Origin of the sequence: Pseudorhodobacter turbinis (assembly GCF_005234135.1) — a bacterium.
GTDB lineage: Bacteria > Pseudomonadota > Alphaproteobacteria > Rhodobacterales > Rhodobacteraceae > Pseudorhodobacter > Pseudorhodobacter turbinis.
Genome location: NZ_CP039964.1, coordinates 1,884,360 through 1,902,442 on the forward strand (window position 1 = coordinate 1,884,360; position 18,083 = coordinate 1,902,442).

16 protein-coding genes are annotated in these 18,083 nt (G+C 56.4%); 13 read left to right on the forward strand and 3 right to left on the reverse strand.

Annotated features, from left to right (window positions below):
* Positions 1-127: 127 nt before the first annotated feature.
* Positions 128-988 carry a D-amino-acid transaminase gene (locus EOK75_RS09015; protein WP_137193632.1) on the forward strand — a complete coding sequence of 287 codons (861 nt, stop codon included), beginning with the start codon at positions 128-130 and terminating at the stop codon, positions 986-988.
* A gap of 34 nt (positions 989-1,022) precedes the next feature.
* Here EOK75_RS09015 and EOK75_RS09020 read toward each other — a convergent pair whose 3' ends face one another.
* Positions 1,023-2,537: an acetyl-CoA hydrolase/transferase family protein gene (locus EOK75_RS09020; RefSeq protein ID WP_205965446.1), complete on the reverse strand. Its 1,515-nt coding sequence runs from the start codon at positions 2,535-2,537 to the stop codon at positions 1,023-1,025.
* Positions 2,538-2,968: 431 nt separating this feature from the next.
* Here EOK75_RS09020 and EOK75_RS09025 point away from each other — a divergent pair, with 431 nt between their 5' ends.
* Positions 2,969-3,643 (forward strand): trypsin-like serine peptidase, encoded by a 675-nt coding sequence (locus tag EOK75_RS09025; protein ID WP_137193633.1) that lies wholly within the window; start codon positions 2,969-2,971, stop codon positions 3,641-3,643.
* Between the two features lie 30 nt (positions 3,644-3,673).
* On the opposite strand, the gene EOK75_RS09030 is transcribed toward EOK75_RS09025, so the two are convergent.
* Entirely contained in the window at positions 3,674-4,288 is a 615-nt protein-coding gene (locus EOK75_RS09030; protein WP_137193634.1) for a glutathione S-transferase family protein, read from the reverse strand.
* A gap of 210 nt (positions 4,289-4,498) precedes the next feature.
* Between EOK75_RS09030 and EOK75_RS09035 the strand changes: the two genes are divergently transcribed.
* Genes EOK75_RS09035 through EOK75_RS09050 form a run of 4 tightly spaced genes read left to right on the forward strand, consistent with a single transcriptional unit; the run spans position 4,499 to position 10,229 of the window.
* Entirely contained in the window at positions 4,499-6,589 is a 2,091-nt protein-coding gene (locus EOK75_RS09035) for a hydantoinase/oxoprolinase family protein (protein ID WP_137193635.1), read from the forward strand.
* On the forward strand, positions 6,586-8,205 hold the full coding sequence (locus EOK75_RS09040; RefSeq protein WP_137193636.1) for a hydantoinase B/oxoprolinase family protein: 1,620 nt from the start codon (positions 6,586-6,588) through the stop codon (positions 8,203-8,205). The genes EOK75_RS09035 and EOK75_RS09040 overlap by 4 nt, the downstream gene beginning before the upstream one ends.
* Positions 8,202-9,407, forward strand: coding sequence for a pyridoxal phosphate-dependent aminotransferase (locus EOK75_RS09045; RefSeq protein WP_137193637.1), 1,206 nt, complete (start codon positions 8,202-8,204; stop codon positions 9,405-9,407). The genes EOK75_RS09040 and EOK75_RS09045 overlap by 4 nt, the downstream gene beginning before the upstream one ends.
* Before the next feature lie 15 nt (positions 9,408-9,422).
* Positions 9,423-10,229 carry an NAD-dependent epimerase/dehydratase family protein gene (locus tag EOK75_RS09050; protein WP_137193638.1) on the forward strand — a complete coding sequence of 269 codons (807 nt, stop codon included), beginning with the start codon at positions 9,423-9,425 and terminating at the stop codon, positions 10,227-10,229.
* Between the two features lie 3 nt (positions 10,230-10,232).
* Here EOK75_RS09050 and EOK75_RS09055 read toward each other — a convergent pair whose 3' ends face one another.
* Positions 10,233-10,934 (reverse strand): FadR/GntR family transcriptional regulator, encoded by a 702-nt coding sequence (locus EOK75_RS09055; protein ID WP_240793955.1) that lies wholly within the window; start codon positions 10,932-10,934, stop codon positions 10,233-10,235.
* A gap of 292 nt (positions 10,935-11,226) precedes the next feature.
* Here EOK75_RS09055 and EOK75_RS09060 point away from each other — a divergent pair, with 292 nt between their 5' ends.
* The 7 genes from EOK75_RS09060 to EOK75_RS09090 all read left to right on the forward strand — a co-directional run bounded on the left by EOK75_RS09060 (position 11,227) and on the right by EOK75_RS09090 (position 18,083).
* Positions 11,227-11,934 carry a GntR family transcriptional regulator gene (locus EOK75_RS09060; RefSeq protein WP_137193639.1) on the forward strand — a complete coding sequence of 236 codons (708 nt, stop codon included), beginning with the start codon at positions 11,227-11,229 and terminating at the stop codon, positions 11,932-11,934.
* On the forward strand, positions 11,931-12,845 hold the full coding sequence (locus tag EOK75_RS09065; RefSeq protein WP_137193653.1) for a LysR substrate-binding domain-containing protein: 915 nt from the start codon (positions 11,931-11,933) through the stop codon (positions 12,843-12,845). The genes EOK75_RS09060 and EOK75_RS09065 overlap by 4 nt, the downstream gene beginning before the upstream one ends.
* A gap of 180 nt (positions 12,846-13,025) precedes the next feature.
* Positions 13,026-13,769: an SDR family NAD(P)-dependent oxidoreductase gene (locus EOK75_RS09070; RefSeq protein WP_137193654.1), complete on the forward strand. Its 744-nt coding sequence runs from the start codon at positions 13,026-13,028 to the stop codon at positions 13,767-13,769.
* A 318-nt stretch (positions 13,770-14,087) separates the two neighbouring features.
* A complete protein-coding gene (locus EOK75_RS09075; RefSeq protein WP_137193655.1) occupies positions 14,088-15,086 on the forward strand; it encodes a TRAP transporter substrate-binding protein in 999 nt (332 codons plus the stop codon).
* A gap of 94 nt (positions 15,087-15,180) precedes the next feature.
* Entirely contained in the window at positions 15,181-15,675 is a 495-nt protein-coding gene (locus EOK75_RS09080; protein ID WP_137193656.1) for a TRAP transporter small permease, read from the forward strand.
* On the forward strand, positions 15,672-16,982 hold the full coding sequence (locus tag EOK75_RS09085; RefSeq protein WP_137193657.1) for a TRAP transporter large permease: 1,311 nt from the start codon (positions 15,672-15,674) through the stop codon (positions 16,980-16,982). Before EOK75_RS09080 ends, EOK75_RS09085 begins: the two co-directional genes overlap by 4 nt.
* Positions 16,983-17,075: 93 nt before the next feature.
* A complete protein-coding gene (locus tag EOK75_RS09090) occupies positions 17,076-18,083 on the forward strand; it encodes an Ldh family oxidoreductase (RefSeq protein WP_137193658.1) in 1,008 nt (335 codons plus the stop codon).

Below are 18,083 nucleotides of genomic sequence, written 5' to 3' on the forward strand. Positions count from 1 at the left end.
GGGAAAACCGGGATTGAATCCCCCCGCGACCTTGACGGACCGCGTTTTTTGGCGGAAACCGCAGGGGTCCGTTGGGTTTGATGCCGAAGGTGTCCATCCACCCAGCGCCAAATTATGGGGATTATTCATGTCGCGCATCGTCTACGTTAACGGTCAGTATCTGCCCGAATCCGAGGCCACCATTTCAATCTTTGACCGCGGTTTTCTGATGGCGGATGGGGTTTATGAGGTGACCAGCGTTCTGGATGGCAAGCTGCTCGATTTTGCCGGTCACTCGGTCCGTTTGGCCCGCAGTTTGAAGGAGCTGGACATCGCGACGCCTTGTTCGGACGAAGAGCTTCTGGCGATCCACCGCGAATTGGTGACCCGCAATGAGGTAGTCGACGGGATGATCTATTTGCAGGTTACGCGCGGCAATCCCGGTGATCGCGATTTTGCCTTTCCCGGTGCCGATGTGAAACCGACACTGGTGATGTTTACACAGTCCAAACCGGGGATGGCCGATAGCCCGCAGGCGAAAACAGGCATCAAGGTGATCTCGATCGAGGATATCCGTTGGGGCCGCCGCGACATCAAAACCGTACAGCTTTTGTACCCGTCAATGGGCAAGATGATGGCCAAAAAGGCCGGTGCCGACGATGCCTGGATGGTTGAGGATGGGCATGTGACCGAGGGCACCTCCAACAACGCCTATATCGTGAAAAACGGGCGGATCATCACGCGCCAACTGTCGCATGATATCCTGCACGGGATCACACGGGCGGCGGTTCTGCGCTTTGCCGCCGAGGCACAGATGGAAGTGGAAGAGCGCCCCTTCACGATTGATGAGGCGAAAGCCGCGGATGAGGCATTCTTTACCTCAGCCTCGGCCTTTGTGATGCCTGTGGTGGAGATTGACGAGGCCGCAATCGGCACGGGCAAACCCGGCCCCGTCGCCACGCGGTTGCGCGAAATCTATCTTGAAGAAAGCCGCAAAACCGCGATCTGATCGAATATGGGGAAGCCGCTAGATGCGGCTTCCTTTATTTCATCGACCCTGTCTCGACATAGCGCTGATGCCAGCTTAGCGCCTCGTTCAGGTTATTGGGCGCATGTTTCCCGAAAGAGCTGTGGTTCGCCCGATCAAAATAATCGCGCAAGGCGTCGCGGTAATCGGGATGGGTGCAGTTCTCGATAATCAGCTTGGCTTTTTGCTTGGGCGCCAGCCCGCGAAGATCGGCCAAGCCCTGCTCGGTCACGATGACCTGCACATCCTGTGAAATGTGATCGACGTGGCTTGCCATAGGCACGATTGCCGAAATCTTGCCGCCCTTGGCGGTAGAGGGCGACATGAAAATGGAAATAAAGGCGTTGCGGGCAAAGTCACCCGAACCGCCGATCCCGTTTTGAATCCGCGACCCCATGATATGGGTGGAATTCACATTCCCGTAAATATCCGCTTCGATCAGCCCGTTCATTGCCACACAGCCAAGGCGGCGGATCAATTCGGGATGGTTCGAGATCTCTTGCGGGCGCAGGATCAGCTTGTCGCGATAGCGGTGCGCATCCTTGTTGAACCGTTCGGCAACTTCGGGGCTTAGGGAAAAGGCGGTGGCAGAGGCCATGCGCAGCTTCCCCGCATCCAGCAGATCGAGCATGCCGTCCTGAATAACCTCGGTAAAGGAGGTCATATTCTCAAAAGGACTGTCCAACAGGCCGGCCAGCACCGCATTGGTCACATTACCCACGCCAGATTGTAGTGGCAAAAGCGATGCAGGCATCCGACCAACGGCAACTTCGTGTTTAAGGAAGTCCAGCAGATGGCCTGCAATCGCCTCGGCGGTTGCGTCGGGTTTGGCAAAGGGGGCGTTACGGTCGGGGATGTCGGTTTCAACGATGGCGACGATCTTGTTCGGATCGACCTTGAAATGGGGCTGACCGATGCGGTCATCGGGCTTTACCAGCGGGATCGGCAGGCGGTTGGGCGGCAAGGCGGTACCGTAGTAAATGTCATGCATTCCGTCAAAGGCGTCGCTCTGCCAGCTGTTGACCTCCAGAATGATCTTTTCGGCCTGATCGAGCCATGTCTTATTGTTGCCAACCGAAGAGGAGGGGATCAGATCGCCCTCGGGCGTGATGCCGGAAACCTCAATCACAGCCGTATCAAGCCGACCCAGAAACCCCTGCCACGCCATCGGCGCGACCTGACTTAGGTGCATGTCGAAATAATTCATCTCACCCGCGTTGATTTTCTCACGCGCGATCGGGTCAGAGTTATAGGGCAGCCGGAAATCAATACCATCTGCCTTGGCCAAAGCGCCGTCCAGCTCGGGGCCGGTTGATGCGCCGGACCATATCTTTACCTGAAACGGATTGCCCGCCGCATGCTGTTCCTCGATCTGCGCAGCTAGCGCCAAAGGGACTGCTTTGGGATAGCCCGAACCGGTAAACCCGCTCATCCCGACGACAGCGCCATTGTCGATGAGAGAGGCTGCGTCTTCGGCGCCCATGATTTTGGCTTTGAGCGACTCTGGGGCGATGCGGCTGGAACGGGACACGGCAAACTCCGTTGCTTTGACTAAAAGGAGGGCCCCAAGGGTGGGGGGGACGGGCTATGTTTTTTTGCAAAACACCTTTCCCGAGGCGTTGAATAACGGCAAATATTTACCATGCCAAGCAGATGGAGGGGCAGTTGACTGGGGGTAGCGCTAACGGAATTGCTGTGATTGATCTGCGTGAAAGATGTTAGCGCCGCCAGATAGATAGCCGCTGCTGCGCACTCCCCAACCTATAGGCGCGGTGCTGATGGTAGCCGTCCCTTTTCACGTTAGCTGAAAACAGTAGGGAATAGGACGGAACAACGTAACCTTGGTTGGGTCAAAGGCATTGCTATTCTTGCGGATTTATATGTGGCATGGTCTTGGCAATAGATGCACAAATAAGGCCATGTTAGTGCCTGTTTTGACAGTGCAAGAGAACGGGGGCCGGAGTGGCGAGGACGTGGAGAATAGGGCTTGGGGCCCTTTTGATCGGCGCGGCGGGGCAGGTTGCGGCACAAGAGGTGCCATCTGCCATCGGCAGGATCAGCTATGGTAATACGTTCCGGTCCGGCAGTGCGATCTGCACCGGGGTACTGGTAACCCCTGATCTGGTTCTGACCGCGCGGCATTGTCTGGCGAGGTCTCAGGCACGTCCGGGCATGGTGCAATTTGCCGCAGGCTATTCGGCAGGACGCAGTGTTGTGACGGGGCGGGGCGCCGAGGTGATCCTGTCCACAGCCGACGTAACCGCAAGCATGGCGAATGATGTGGCCCTGTTGCGGTTGGCATCCCCTGTGCCGATGGATCTGGTTGCGCCGCTACCGTTGGCCAGTCCCGATGCTGGCCCACCCTCTGCGCCGTTCAACCTGTTTGCCTATCGCCGCGACACACCCGAGCAGGCAGAGCGGCAGGACGACTGCGCTTTGCTGACAACGGCACCGGGCGTATTGGCGCTCTCTTGCCGGGTGGTTTCCGGTAACTCTGGCGCGCCGGTTCTGGCTAAGGATGGCGAGGCTTGGCAGATCCATGCGGTGATGGTTGCGTCATCCCGTGGCGGTCAGGTCCATTCCCTTGCAGCTCTCGTGCCGCCCGACCTTCGGGCGCGCATCGAGGAATCATTTTAGGGCATATTAGAGACTGGTTCTGGCATTTTCCTACATCATATTTTCTGAAAGAACGGCCAGAACCGAGGGGCGCTTTTCCATTTCGGTACGGAACGCCGCCAGCTTTGGATAGTCCGAAACATCAACCCCGTCACCTTTCAGCCATCCGCTGACAACATAAAGATAGGCATCTGCCAAACTGAACCGGTCACCCAACAGGAATGGCCCCTTCAGCAGATTCTCCTCGATATAGGCGCAACAGGCCCTCATCGTCTCGGGGGCCTTGAGGCGCATGTCTTCATGGCTCTCTTTTTTGTCGGCCCAACGCTCGCCGTGCCCCTTATGGGCGTGGTTCACATGCCAGGTAGAGGCCAGATAATACATCAACTCGCGCATCTTGGCGGCCTGAAAGGGATCGTCCGGTACCAAACCGGCCTCGGGGGCCAGCGCATGGATATAGTCCAGCAAGGCCCCCGTTTCCGTAAGAATTCCTTGTTTCGTAACAAGGGCAGGTACCCGTCCTTTGGGGTTGATCGCTAGAAACTCCGGTCTAGTTTGCTCTCCTGCGGCGAAATCGACCCTGACGAGATCACAAGGCAATTTTGCCTCTTTCAGGGCGATGATCAGGGCGATGGCGACGGTTGTATCGGCGTAATAAAGCTTCATCTGCGTGCTCCGGTATTAGAAATCCGGCCCATTTAGACCCAGAATTACGGGTTACCACTAGCAAGTAAAACTTGCCTATACCCACATTTTCTTGATTGGTTTTCCGCTGCCTTGCGTCCAAGTTGAATGTGAACGGGGGATGTTCCCTGACCCAAGCACGCTATCGGGGCGCTCTATTCCCGGATCAAAATTCGCTGAGAGGAAACCTGCATGACCAAATCCGACATTCGTCTTGGCGCTGATATCGGAGGCACCTTCACCGATATTGCACTGGAAGTGCGGGGCGCGATTTTTTCGACCAAGCTGCTTACAAATTACACCAATCCCGAACAATCCATTCTGGACGGGATGGAAATTGTGGCCAAGGATGCGGGCGTCGATGTCAGCGAGATCGACATCGTCATTCATGGCACCACCCTTGCCACCAATGCGCTGATCGAACGGCGCGGCGCGCGCACGGCACTGGTCACAACCGAGGGCTTTCGCGATGTGATCGAGATGCGGACCGAGAACCGGTTTGAGCAGTACGACCTCAACATAAAACTGCCAACGCCGCTTATCCCGCGAGAGGATCGGTTTCCCATAAAGGGCCGTATTAGTGCCAAAGGCGATGAGCTGCAGCCCTTGGACGAGGCGGCGCTAGAGGCTTTGGCCGACCGGCTGGCCGCCGAAGGGTTCGAGGCGGTGGCGATCGGTTTCATCCACTCCTACCTCAACCCTTCGCATGAGGAGCGGGCGCGTGAAATCATTGCGCGCAAGCTGGATGTGCCGATCTCGATCTCTGCCGAAGTTTCGCCCCAGATGCGCGAATTTGAACGCTTCAATACCGTCTGTGCGAACGCCTATGTGCGCCCGCAAATGTCGGATTATCTGGGGCGCTTGCAGGGGCGGCTGAAAGATATGGGCGTGAAATGCCCCGTCTTTATTATCCATTCGGGTGGTGGCCTGATCTCGGTTGAGACGGCTGCGGAATTTCCGGTACGATTGGTTGAATCCGGTCCTGCGGGGGGCGCGATTTTTGCGGCCGATGTGGCCAGACGCTTCAACCTTGAAAATGTGGTCAGCTATGACATGGGCGGCACCACGGCCAAGATTTGCTTGATTGAAAACTATCAGCCCCAAACCGCCCGCACCTTTGAGGTGGCCCGTACTTATCGTTTCTCCAAAGGGTCAGGGATGCCGATTTCGATCCCTGTGATCGAGATGATTGAGATCGGTGCTGGCGGTGGCTCTATTGCTTGGGTTGATGCGATGGGCCGCATTGAAACCGGCCCCGAAAGCGCTGCGTCAGAGCCGGGTCCCGCCTGTTATCAGCGTGGCGGGATGCGCCCGACGATCACCGATGCCGATCTTGTCTTGGGCAAGCTGGACCCGGATAATTTTGCGGATGGCAAGATCAAGCTGTCGACCGGAAATGCCAGCGACGCCATTGCGCGCGATGTGGGCGACAAGCTGAAGATCGATGCGCAGGCGGCGGCCTTCGGCATTGTCGAGGTGGTCGATGAGAATATGGCCAACGCCGCACGGGTGCATGCGGTTGAGAACGGAAAGAACATCAATAACAACGTGATGATCGCCTTTGGTGGTGCAGCCCCGCTTCACGCCGCACGGCTTTGCGAAAAGCTGGGGGTGCAGCAATGTCTGATCCCCAATGGTGCGGGCGTCGGCTCTGCTATCGGGTTTTTGCGGGCGCCGTTTGGCTATGAGGCGCTTGCCTCCAAGGTCATCCCGATGTCTGCGTTTGATCCTGCGGCACTTAACACATTGCTGCGCGATCTGAAGCAAACTGCCGAAAGCTTTGTGCGGGCAGGCACCCAGAACAAGATCGAGCGGGAGGTGACGGCCTTTATGCGCTATGCTGGTCAGGGTTGGGAAATTCCGGTTGTCTTGCCCGACCGTGATTTCACCGAGGCTGATCGTGACGGGATCGTCGCGGCCTTCAAGGAACGTTACGCCCACTTCTTTGGCCGCGCCGTTGTCGGGCCAGAGATTGAATTCGTGACCTTCTCGGTCAAGGCGCAGGACGTGATGGTGCCGCCAGAAGGGGTCGACCTGCAGGCTGACGGGATCTTCCGTGAGGTTGGCGAGACACGCGACGTCTTTGATCCGACCACCGGCACGAACCTGACGACCGGCATCGTTGCACGCGATGACCTTGCGTCGGGCGACCGTATCAAAGGCCCGGTGGTGATCACCGAGCGCGAAACTTCTACCGTTGTGACCTCGCCATTTGACGCCATCATCCAAGGGGACGGGACCATCCTGCTTGTCCGGAAAGTCCAGAAAGGAACAACAGCATGAGTCAGATCGCTGAAATCCGCATGCAGGTCGCATGGAATCGGCTTGTCTCTATTGTCGAAGAACAGGCTCTAACATTGCTGAGAACGGCTTTTTCGACTTCGGTTCGTGAGGCGGGAGACCTCTCGGCAGGTGTGTTTGATCCGCAGTGCCGCATGTTGGCGCAGGCGGTGACAGGCACGCCGGGGCATGTGAATTGCATGGCCGAAGCGGTCAAGCATTTCGCGGCTGAGATCCCGCGGGACCAGATGTTCCCCGGTGATACCTATGTGACCAATGACCCGTGGAAGGGCACCGGCCATTTGCATGACATCACCATGGTTTCCCCGTCGTTCAGGGGCGACGAGCTGGTGGGTTTCTTTGCCTGCACCGCCCATGTGGTCGATGTCGGCGGGCGCGGCTTTGGCGCGGACGGGAAATCTGTGTACGAGGAAGGCATCCAGATCCCGATCATGAAATTCGCCGAACGCGGTGAGGTAGACAGGGTTCTGGTCTCGATGATCCGTGCCAATGTGCGCGAACCCAATCAGGTCATCGGTGATTTCTACTCGCTCGCGGCCTGTAACGACGTCGGCCATATGCGCCTGATGGAGATGATGGATGAGGCGGGTTTTGACAGCCTTGATACGCTGGGCGAATTCATCATGTCGCGCACCCATGCGGCGATGGTCGAACGGCTGGCGGCACTGCCCAAGGGCAGTTGGTCGAACAGCATGTTGACCGACGGCTATGACACGCCGATCCGTCTGCAGGCAGAACTGCAGATCATGGAGGGTAAGGTCAATGTCGATTTCACGGGCACGGACGGGATCAGCCCTTGGGGTATCAACGTGCCGCTGACCTATACCAAGGCCTATGCCTCTTATGCGCTGAAATGTGTTGTGGCGCCGGATATCCCGAATAATGCGGCGTCATTGGCGGCCTTTGATGTGACTTCGCCAGCGAATATCGTGAATGCCGAACGGCCGGCGCCGGTATCGCTGCGTCACATCATCGGGCATATGGTGCCTGATCTGGTGCTGGGGGCCTTGGCCAAGGCGATGCCGGGTAAGATCCCTGCCGAAGGGGCCGGGGCGCTATGGAATATCCATATCTCGGCACGGCCGGTTAAGGGGGGTGAGGGGCAACATGCCGAGGTGTTGATGTTCAACTCTGGTGGGATGGGCGGGCGGCCCGGGCTTGACGGGCTGGCGGCAACTGCTTTCCCGTCAGGGGTGCACACAATGCCGATTGAGGCGACTGAACACACCGGCCCTGTGGTGATCTGGCGTAAGGAATTGCGCCCCGATTCAGGCGGTGACGGGCAGTATCGCGGTGGCCTTGGTCAGGTGATGGAGGTTGGCGCGCTTGACGGGCATGAGTTCGATTTTTCCGCCATGTTCGACCGTGTGTCACAGGCTGCACGGGGCCGTGATGGGGGAAAAGATGGTGTGTTAGGCTCTGTTTCTTTGGATGACGGCACAAAGTTGCGCCCCAAAGGCTGGCAGCATGTACCGGCAGGCAAACGGCTAATTCTGGAGCTGCCGGGGGGGGGTGGTTTTGGCCCCGCCGAGGCGCGCACAGAGGCGGCACGCAAAGAAGACGTACGCAAAGGCTATGTAACCGGAGACACCAAATGACCCATATTGCCAACCGCCTTTCAGCGGTAAAACCTTCGGCCTCGATGTTGGTAAGCCAAGCGGCCAAGAAGCTGGCGGCCACCGGGGTTGATGTGATTGATCTGGGGCAAGGGGAGCCGGATTTCGCCACGCCTGCCCATATCACCGATGCGGCCTTTGCGGCGGCAAGCGCGAACCGGATGCTCTATACAGCGCCGCTTGGCACGCCGGAGGTGCGTCAGTCGATCTGCGGAAAGTTCAAACGCGAAAACGGGCTTGAGTTTGAGATTGACGAGATTGCTGTCGCCAATGGGGCCAAGCAGATCATCTTTAACGCGCTGGTTGCCACGGTGGAGCCGGGGGATGAGCTGATCTTTCCCGCCCCTTATTTCGTGTCCTACCCTGAAATGGCAAAGCTGTTCGGCGGCGTGCCGGTGACGCCGGAAGGTAAGGCCGAAACGGGGTTTCGCCTGACGCCCGAAATGCTGGAGGCGGCGATTACGCCAAAAACCCGCTGGCTGTTCCTGAACATGCCCGGCAACCCCTCCGGCTCGCTTTATTCGCGTGCGCAGCTAGAGGCGCTGGGCGCCGTGCTGGACCGCCATCCACAGGTTATGATCCTGTCCGATGAAGTGTATGAGCATATCATCTTTGACGGACGGGAGTTTGTCTCGTTCGGGGCGGCGTGTCCGCAGCTTCGCGACCGCACGCTGATCGTGAACGGTGTGTCCAAAGCCTATGCGATGACGGGATGGCGTGTGGGCTATGCCGCCGGGCCGCGCGACCTGATCAAGGCGATGGGAACGGTGCAAAGCCAGTCCTGCACATCCGTGAGCGCGCCGGCACAGCACGCAACACAAGCAGCCCTTGAAGGCACGCAGGAAAACATCCCGCGCTTTTGTGCCGCCTATGAGAAACGCCGTGATCTTGTTGTCGATGCGATTGCCAAGATTGACGGGCTGACGCTCGACGCGCCCGAAGGGGCATTTTATGCCTACATCGGCTGCGCGGCCCTGATCGGGACCAAGACCCCTTCGGGAGAGCGGCTGGAGGATGACATCGCGGTTGCGAATTACCTGCTGAACGTGGGGCATGTTGCGGCGGTGCCGGGGACGGCCTATGGTTTGTCGCCCTACGTTCGCATCTCGACGGCCACATCCGAGGATGAGCTGACCGAGGCCGTTACCCGCATTGCACGTGCAGTGGCCCAATTGAACCGTTAAGACCAAGGAAATACCATGAGCAAACCTTACAAGAGAATCCTCATTACCGGCGCGGCCGGGCGTCTGGGTACGGAAATGCGTCGCGGGCTTGTTCCCTTGGCGGATAGGTTGGTGCTGGCCGACCGTGTGGCGTGCAAGAACCTGCAGCCGCATGAAGAAGAGCTGATCTTTGATTTGTCCGACGAGGCGGCGACCATTGCCGCGACTGAGGGTTGCGATGCCATTGTTCACCTCGGCGGCTCTCCGCAGGAAAGCCCTTGGGATGATATCCTCAACAGCAGTATCCGCGGGTCATATCACATCTATGAGGGCGCGCGGAAACATGGCGTCAAACGTGTGATCTATTCATCGTCTGTTCATGCGATCGGTTATCACGGGATCAATGACGGCATTGATTGCGATGCAAAGCCCCGCCCTGACAGCCTTTATGGCGTCTCGAAGTGTTTTGTCGAAGGGCTCGCGAGCCTATATTGGGACAAGTTCGGCATTGAATCCGCCTGTCTACGCATCTTCTCGTCCTTCCCTGAACCGGCTGACCGGCGGATGCTTTGGTCTTGGCTGTCATTTGATGATTGCATCCGGCTTGTCACCGCCAGCCTGACCGCCCCGCATCTGGGGTTCACGATCACCGCAGGCATGTCCGATAACAAGGTCAAGCCGGTCAATATGAGCAATAGCGGGCATATCGGCTATCAACCGCAAGACAGTTCGGAACAGTTCCGCGCCAAGGTTGAGGCCGCGACCGACCCTGTGGACCCGAAAGATCCTTCGAGCCACCGCATTGGCGGCTGGTTCGTCAATCTGGGCCACCCCGACGACTAAGGGTTACCCCTCAAACACCCGTTTTCGGGCATTCTCGACATGGGCGCGCATGGCCGCCCGTGCCGAGTTTGGGTCTTTTTGCTCGATGGCTTCAAAGATTTGGTAGTGTTCACGCTGGACCATATCCAACCGTTCCTGGGGTTTGGTAAGCGACAGGTTTCGGGTCAGGTTCAGCCCGGTCAGGATGTTCCCTTTGATAGAGGTGCGCGCGACCGTAAAATAGGGGTTTCCCGATGCGCTGCAGATCAGCTCATGAAAGGCCTCATCGGTCGTGACGCCCAATTTCCCCTCGCTGGTGCAGCGGTCAAGTTCCGCCAGCAGGGACCGCATCGAGGCCAGTTCTGCATCTGTCCGCCGTTGCGCTGCAAGATAGGCCGCCTCTGATTCAATGGCGGCGCGAAATTCAAATGTTCGCTGGATATCGGCAATCGACCCGACCGGCGCAAAGCCAAAGACAGCACCTTCGGGCCGGCGCACAACAAATGATCCCGACCCCTGCCGCGATACGATCGCCCCGTCCTCGCGCAATTGTTTAAGCGCCTGCCGCAGCACAGGACGAGAGACCGAGAACTTTTCGCATAACGCGCTTTCGGTCGGAAGTCTGGAGCCGAGAGATGTCTCCCCGCTGGCAATCAGTGCCAGGATTTTCTCATAGACCAGATCGGAAAGAGAGCGGTCATGTTTTTGCTGCTGCATCGCGCTCATGGTTGCAAACTTCGCATTGTGTGACCCTTCAGTATCCGGAGTAACCCGACATTTCGCCATCAATCTAGTCAGGATGCGGCGGGATGTGCAAATTACTTCTTGTTTTCAGCTTTACACCATCTGCCCATATTTAACCATTGGCCGTCAAACGGCCATAGCGTTCCATCGATTGCATGCAAACTCTGGGCGCTTGACCGGAAAAAAGGCTGCAACACCTTGACAAGAGAGGCCAAAGGACGACGTCTTAAGGTTTTTCGGGCTTATATGGTCGGGAATTATTTAGGTTCAAAACATGAATAAGCATACGGCAAAAGCACCAAAGTGGGATGGGCGTACCGGCGTGGATGAGGTGGCAAACCACCTTTACGACGATATCATTTCGCTGCGCCTGCTTCCGGGAACCAAGATGTCAGAGGTTGAGATCGCTTCGCGTTTCGGCGTGTCACGGCAACCTGTCCGAGAGGCGTTTAGCCGTCTTGCGAACCTTGACCTGTTGCTGATCCGGCCACAAAAAGCCACCGAGGTAAAGCGGTTTTCCACGCAGGCCATTGAAAAATCACGTTTTATTCGTGCAGCGGTAGAGGCAGAGGTTCTGCGCCGTGCCGCCCGGCTATGCGACAAAGAAGGTGCGGCGGCACTTGATGCCAGCCTTGAGCAGCAGCGAGCCTTGCTGACAACCGGCGAATACGGGGATTTCAGCGCGCTTGATTATCAGTTCCACGCGTTGCTGTGTGAAATTGCCGGTGTCGAATATGCTTTTGAGGTGATCTGTTCGGAAAAGGCAAAGGTAGATCGTCTTTGCGTTTTGGGCCTGTCCAAAGAGGACCGGATGCCTGAGCTGATCGAGGATCACGCACGGATTGTCGCGATGATCAAGGCGCATGACGCCGAAAAAGCGGTTGCGGAAGGGATGCTGCACCTTAGCCGTCTTGATTCCACGATCGAACATATCAAGACCAACAACGCCCATTTCTTTGATGATATAGACACTGTGCCATGACGACCCGCCTGCCACCACTGAACTCCTTGCGGGTTTTCTCTGTGGTGATGAAACAGGGCAGCTACCGCGCGGCGGCCGAAGTTCTTTTGGTTTCTCCCCAAGCGGTTAGCCAGCAGATCAAGTTATTGGAAGATATGCTTCAGGTGGAGCTGTTTCACCGAAAAGGCCGGGTGATAGAACCGACCGAGCCTGCGATTGTGCTTTCGCATTATGTGCGGGCCGGCTTTGACGAATTTTCCAATGGTGTGCGGCGGGTTACAAATGCCAGCGACCGGAACCGGATAAACATCAATGTCAGCCCCTATTTCGCAACCCGCTATCTGATGGAACGGCTGGAACATTTCCGCGAGAGGGAGCCCACCGCCGACCTGCGCCTGACGACCATGGTGAAACTGCCGGAATTCGACAGTGACGAGGTTGATGTCTCTATCCAATGGGGTTTTGGCGAATGGAAGGATCTGGAGGTGACGCTTCTGGTGCAGGATCCCAAGATTATCTGTTGTGCGCCAGAGCTTGCCGATAAGGTGGAAACGCCGGAAGATCTGCAAAACCACACCCTGCTTCATCCGGTGGTGGGGCGCATTCATTGGCAGCGGGTGCTGTCCCATTTGGGTGTTCCGGATGCGACGGCCAAGGGCGAGATTGAGTTTCAGGATGCGGCGACCTTGCGGCGCGCGACGATTGCGCGGTTGGGAATTGGTCTAATCTCGCGGATTGATGCGCTGGATGATCTGAGGTCGGGCAAGCTGGTTGCCCCCCTTGGCCGTGACGCCCTGAACGATATGCCCGAGGGCGATGTCGCGGGTTTTTACCTCGTGCTTCCCAAGGCCCACAAACGAATCAAGGCCGTTGCCGCCTTTTGTGACTGGATCACAGCCGAAAACTGGGTCGCTTTGAACAAGGCAAACTGAGCGAAATTCCGTATCACGCCCGTCGTGGTGGTTTTTTTTATGAACTTTATCAGCGCCACACTGCGATGGGGCAGGTTTAGCTAGAAACAGCTATTGTAAACTAGTATGCTACTTGTAGAGTAAGGGACCGAAAGACCGTTATAGTGTCTATAAATCAGCCTGAAACTGGAGGAAATTGATTTGAAACTACAAGGCAAGACAGTGATCGTAACTGGCGGTGGCCGTGATATCGGGCGCGCTTGTGCCCTTCGTTTGGCCGGTGAAGGCGCGAATGTCGCGATAAACTATTTTGCCAGTGCCGACAGCGCCCAGGCGACGGTTGATGAAATCACCGCAGCGGGCGGCAAGGCCATCGCGGTGCAGGGTGATCTTTGTAAATCCGAGGGTGTGGACGCATTGGTTTCGGCCACGGTCGAGGCGTTCGGAAGCATCGATATTCTGGTGAATAACGCCGGTGGTTTGATCGCTCGCAAGTCTATCTCCGAGATGTCTGTGGAACATTGGTTGGCCGTAATGGACCTGAATGTGACCAGCACTTTCATGATGACCAAGGCCGTGCTTGCACACATGAAGTCCGGCGCTATCGTGAATATTGCAAGCCAGGCTGGCCGTGATGGCGGCGGTGGCGGTGCTATGGCCTACGGTGCGGCAAAGGGTGCAATCATGACGATGACCCGTGGTTTGGCAAAGGAACTCGGGCCGGATATTCGAGTGAACGCGCTTTGCCCCGGTATGATCGATACCGACTTCCACAATATTTTCACCAAACCCGAAGTTCGCAAGAACGTAGAGGCCGCGACGCCCCTCAAACGGCAGGGGTTGCCTGAGGATGTGGCGAATATGGTTTATTTTCTGGCCAGCGACGAATCATCTTTTGTGACCGGAGCGAACTTCGACATCAACGGCGGGACGCTCTTTAGTTAACCTCACGATTTTACGTCCTGATCGGGGGAAATGGGGAGGATTCCCCCCGATCTTAAAAGTTCCTGTTTTCGGTTTCTATCATCCGCAGTTCCGGTCCTTGCCATGGCTGCCTGCTGGGGGAAAATAGGGCAACTTGTGAATAGGGCAGTGGTTTATAATTAGTCAATTATAATCAATTAGTTAGCTTGATTGCAAAAAAGAGAAGTAACGAATTTTTACAAATATTGTTGACTTGTAACAACTTAGTATCTTTTACTCAAAAAAGACGGAATTCCAAGCCTGCTTGGAATGCGCAAAAAAAATCAAGGGAGGACTGAAATGACATCGTTTAAATCAACCACGAAAATGGTTCTGGGTGCGGTCTGTGCGACGGCGCTGACACTCGGGATGGCAAACGCCGAGGCGATTACGCTGCGCGGTGCAAGCATGTTCGACGAGGATCACACGTTCACCAAAACGTTTCGCAAATTCGAAGAGCTGGTGCAGGAAAATTATGACGGGGAGGTCATTTTCGATCTGCGGCTCAACAGTGAGCTTGGCGTTGAGAAGGACTATGTGACCTTCCTTCAGCAAGGCGTTGCTATCGACTATACGATCATCGCGCCGTCCAACATGGCGATCATGGCACCGTCCATCCCGTTGATGGATATGCCGTTCCTGTTCCGCGATCTGGAGCATTGGGATGCGGTGCTGTCCAGCAAGACGCTTACCTCGCTTGAGGATGAGCTGATGGAAAAAGCTGATATCAAGATCATCGGCTATACTGGTGGTGGCGTGCGCAATCTGGTTGCAAACAAGCCGATCAAAAACATGGAAGACCTTGCCGGCCATAAGATGCGCGTGATGGGTGCCCCGATTCAGGCGCAGGTTTTTGCGGCCTTCAATGCATCCCCTGCGGCGATTGCTTATAACGAGGTTTACAACGCCATTCAAACCGGTGTGATCTCGGGCTTGGAAAATGAGGCGGCGGGTGTTGAGAACCTCAAGTTCTATGAGGTTGCCCCCTATATTTCACAAACAGCGCACACCATCACAGTGCGCCCCATCGTGATGAGCGGCAAAACCTTCCGCAAACTGCCCGAGGATCTGCAAGCGGCTGTGTTGAAAGCCGGTGCGGATGCCGCGACTTTCGGGCGTGAACTGGAAAGCACCCAAGACGGCATCATCTTGAAAAAGATGGCTGATGCAGGGCAGATCAATCTGATCGAATTCGAAGACCGTGACCAGCTTCTTGAACTGGTTGTGCCGGTGCAAGATGCCTATGCGGCCGAACTTGGCGCGACCGAGCTTCTTGAAGCGATCCGCGCAACGAAGTGACCCCATAAGCCAATCAGGCCACCGGCGCCCTGAACGGTGTCGGTGGTCCCCTTGTGTGTTGGTGTTTTTATGATCTTGGGTTGGGAGGCCGGATATGATTAAAAATATGCTGGACGGTATCAGTCTCGTCCTACGCGTTCTTCTGGGCATTTTGATTGCCGCTCTTTCTGTTCCTGTCGCCATGCAAGTTATTGCACGGTACACAGGAATTATTCCCGTCTATCTCTGGACCGAAGAACTTGCCGGTTTCCTGTTTGTTTGGGTCGTAATGATCGGGTCAATGCTTGCCGTTTGGGATGGCACGCATTTTGATGTGCGGGTTATGCCGGATGCGGAACGGCCGTTGATGCGCTTGCTGCAAAACGGTCTGGTTCATGTGCTGATCATGGGCTTTGGCTTGATTTTTCTGTGGTACGGGGTGGAATACGCCAAGTTCGGCACCATCCAGCATTCCCTAATGATGCGCGCCAACATGATTATTACCTTTATCTCTGTACCAATTGCCGGAGCCTTCTGGGCACTGTTTGCCGGCTACCGGCTTTTCGAAGAAGTCGAGGTGTATAGAACAACGCGGAGTGTCGTTAAATGATCGTATCAACCGGCCTTGCCTGTGGCCTTTTGGTCGGCGGCTTTATCTTGCTTGTCCTGCTGCGCGTGCCTGTGGCTTTTGCGCTTGGCCTTGCGACCATTCCGGTGGTGCTGATGGATTTGCGGCTCACACCCTTCATCGTGCTGGATCGGATGTTCCAGTCCTATAACTCTTTCATCCTTTTGGCTGTTCCGTTCTTTCTGTTGGCGGCCAACCTGATGAACTCCGGCAAGATCACGGATAAGCTGATCGATCTTGCGCGGGTGCTGACGGGGTGGATGCCGGGCGGATTGGGCCATGTGAATGTGGCCGTTTCCATGCTGTTTGCCGGGATCTCGGGGTCGTCAACCGCGGATGCTGCCGGCTGTGGCAAGATCCTTATTCCGGCGATGGTGCGTGAGGGCTATGACCGACGGTTTGCCATTGCGATCACGGCCTGTTCCTCGGTTATGGGGGTTATCATTCCGCCAAGCATTCTGATGGTTGTCTGGGGCGGGGTGATGCAAACTTCGGTTGGAGCGCTCTTTCTGGCCGGTGCAATTCCGGGGATCATGATCGGGCTTGCTTTGATGGCAACAGTTTACGGTTATGCCAAGGTTTACAACTATCCGATCATCGGGGTGCCGACCTTCCGCGATATCATTGCGGCGTTCAAAGGGTCATTTCTGGCCATGCTGACGCCGGTCTTTGTTGTAGGCGGCATTGTAGGCGGTATCGTTACCCCGACCGAAAGCGCGATCATCGCGGCGATCTATTCCCTGCTGTTGGGCATGTTCGTGTACCGGACAGTCACCGTGCGAGAGCTTGGCCAGATCTTTTATGAGACAGGGCGTTTCGCGTCGATCTCCTTGTTTGCGATCGGGACGGCCACGGCCTTTGGCTGGCTTTTGGCCTTTTACAACGTGCCGCGCCTAATCGTGGCGGGGATGACCAGCCTGGAGTTCGGCTATTTTGGCACGGCGTTGGTTATCGCGGCCCTGTTCTTATTCTTCGGGCTTTTCATCGATGCGATCCCGACGATCATCATTCTGGGCACTGTGTTGATGCCTGTTGCGGCCGCGGCTGATATTCACCCGATTGCCTTTGCGATCATCGGGATCGTGGCCTTGGCCTTTGGGCTGGTGACGCCGCCATATGGGTTGTGTCTTTTGATATCAGCGTCGATTGGCGGCATGAATATCGTGCATGTGATGAAAGACGTCATGATCATTCTGCTGCCGATGTTGTTGATCCTGCTGCTGATTATCGTGTTTCCGGAAATCGCCCTTTGGCTTCCCGGATGGCTGATGCCGCAGTCGGTTCAGTAATCGCAATCCAAAAACCTAGGCTGAACAGCTGCACCTGAAACGGGTGCAGTTGTTCAGGCCGCCCAAAATTCATGAAAACGTGAGAGAGAAGACATGGCAGGAAAAACCTATGAGCATATTTCGCCGGAGAACGCCCGCAAACTGGCGACGGTGATCCTTGCGAAGGCAAAGTTCTCGGAAGATCAAGCATCGAGCATGATCCAGAACATGATCGATGCACAGGCGCAGGAGTGTCATTCCCATGGTTTGTACCGTTTGATTGACTGCTACAATGCGGCCAAATCCGGCCAGATAAACCTTACGGCGCAACCAGTTGTAACGGATCACGCGCCCAGCGTTGTTAAGGTGGATGCATGTCAGGGGAACTCGCTTCTGGCCTTTAAATCAGGCTTGGGGCTGCTTACGCAAAAGGCGCGGGCAAACGGCATTGCCGCGATGGCCATCAACAACTCCTTTCACTATTCGGCACTGTGGTGGGAGGTAGAGCTGATTTCGGATCTGGGTCTTGTTGCCCTTGCGATGTCGCCCACGCTTCCCTTTGTGGCACCCTATGGCGGCATCAAGCCGTTGCTGGGCACCAACCCCATGGCGTTCTCATGGCCCCGCCCTGGGGGCGATCCCTATACGTTTGACTTCGCCACCAGCGCGTCGGCACGCGGCGAGATAGAAATCCGCCGCAGGAGAGGTGAAACCTTGCCACCGGAATGGGCGATCGACAGCGAGGGAAACCCCACGACCGATGCCGAGCGTGCGATGTCCGGTGCCCTGCTGCCCTTCGGCAAGCACAAGGGATCGGCGATCTCGATCATGGTGGAGCTGCTGGCCGGCCCGCTGATCGGCGATTTGCTAAGCTGTCAAACCGCGCCGCTCAACAGTTCCGACACCAAGAACATAACGCATGGGGAGCTTGTGATCGTCTTGGATCCCGCGCGCTTTGGCGTCTCTTTTGAGGCTGCCGAGGGCTTGTTTCAGGACATTGAAGCGCAAGGTGCGCGCTTGCCGTCACAGCGCAGGCGGGCGGCCAAGCGGCGTTCGGACAAAGAGGGGCTTTTGATCTCCAGCGAACTGTTGGTGGAGTTGGAGCAACTGGCAAAAGGTTAG

Coding starts and splice junctions, on each gene's coding strand:
- EOK75_RS09015 (WP_137193632.1), top strand. CDS start 128: ATGTCGCGCATCGTCTACGTTAACGGTCAGTATCTGCCCGAATCCGAG.
- EOK75_RS09030 (WP_137193634.1), bottom strand. CDS start 4,288: ATGAAGCTTTATTACGCCGATACAACCGTCGCCATCGCCCTGATCATC.
- EOK75_RS09035 (WP_137193635.1), top strand. CDS start 4,499: ATGACCAAATCCGACATTCGTCTTGGCGCTGATATCGGAGGCACCTTC.
- EOK75_RS09040 (WP_137193636.1), top strand. CDS start 6,586: ATGAGTCAGATCGCTGAAATCCGCATGCAGGTCGCATGGAATCGGCTT.
- EOK75_RS09045 (WP_137193637.1), top strand. CDS start 8,202: ATGACCCATATTGCCAACCGCCTTTCAGCGGTAAAACCTTCGGCCTCG.
- EOK75_RS09050 (WP_137193638.1), top strand. CDS start 9,423: ATGAGCAAACCTTACAAGAGAATCCTCATTACCGGCGCGGCCGGGCGT.
- EOK75_RS09055 (WP_240793955.1), bottom strand. CDS start 10,934: ATGAGCGCGATGCAGCAGCAAAAACATGACCGCTCTCTTTCCGATCTG.
- EOK75_RS09060 (WP_137193639.1), top strand. CDS start 11,227: ATGAATAAGCATACGGCAAAAGCACCAAAGTGGGATGGGCGTACCGGC.
- EOK75_RS09065 (WP_137193653.1), top strand. CDS start 11,931: ATGACGACCCGCCTGCCACCACTGAACTCCTTGCGGGTTTTCTCTGTG.
- EOK75_RS09075 (WP_137193655.1), top strand. CDS start 14,088: ATGACATCGTTTAAATCAACCACGAAAATGGTTCTGGGTGCGGTCTGT.
- EOK75_RS09080 (WP_137193656.1), top strand. CDS start 15,181: ATGATTAAAAATATGCTGGACGGTATCAGTCTCGTCCTACGCGTTCTT.
- EOK75_RS09085 (WP_137193657.1), top strand. CDS start 15,672: ATGATCGTATCAACCGGCCTTGCCTGTGGCCTTTTGGTCGGCGGCTTT.
- EOK75_RS09090 (WP_137193658.1), top strand. CDS start 17,076: ATGGCAGGAAAAACCTATGAGCATATTTCGCCGGAGAACGCCCGCAAA.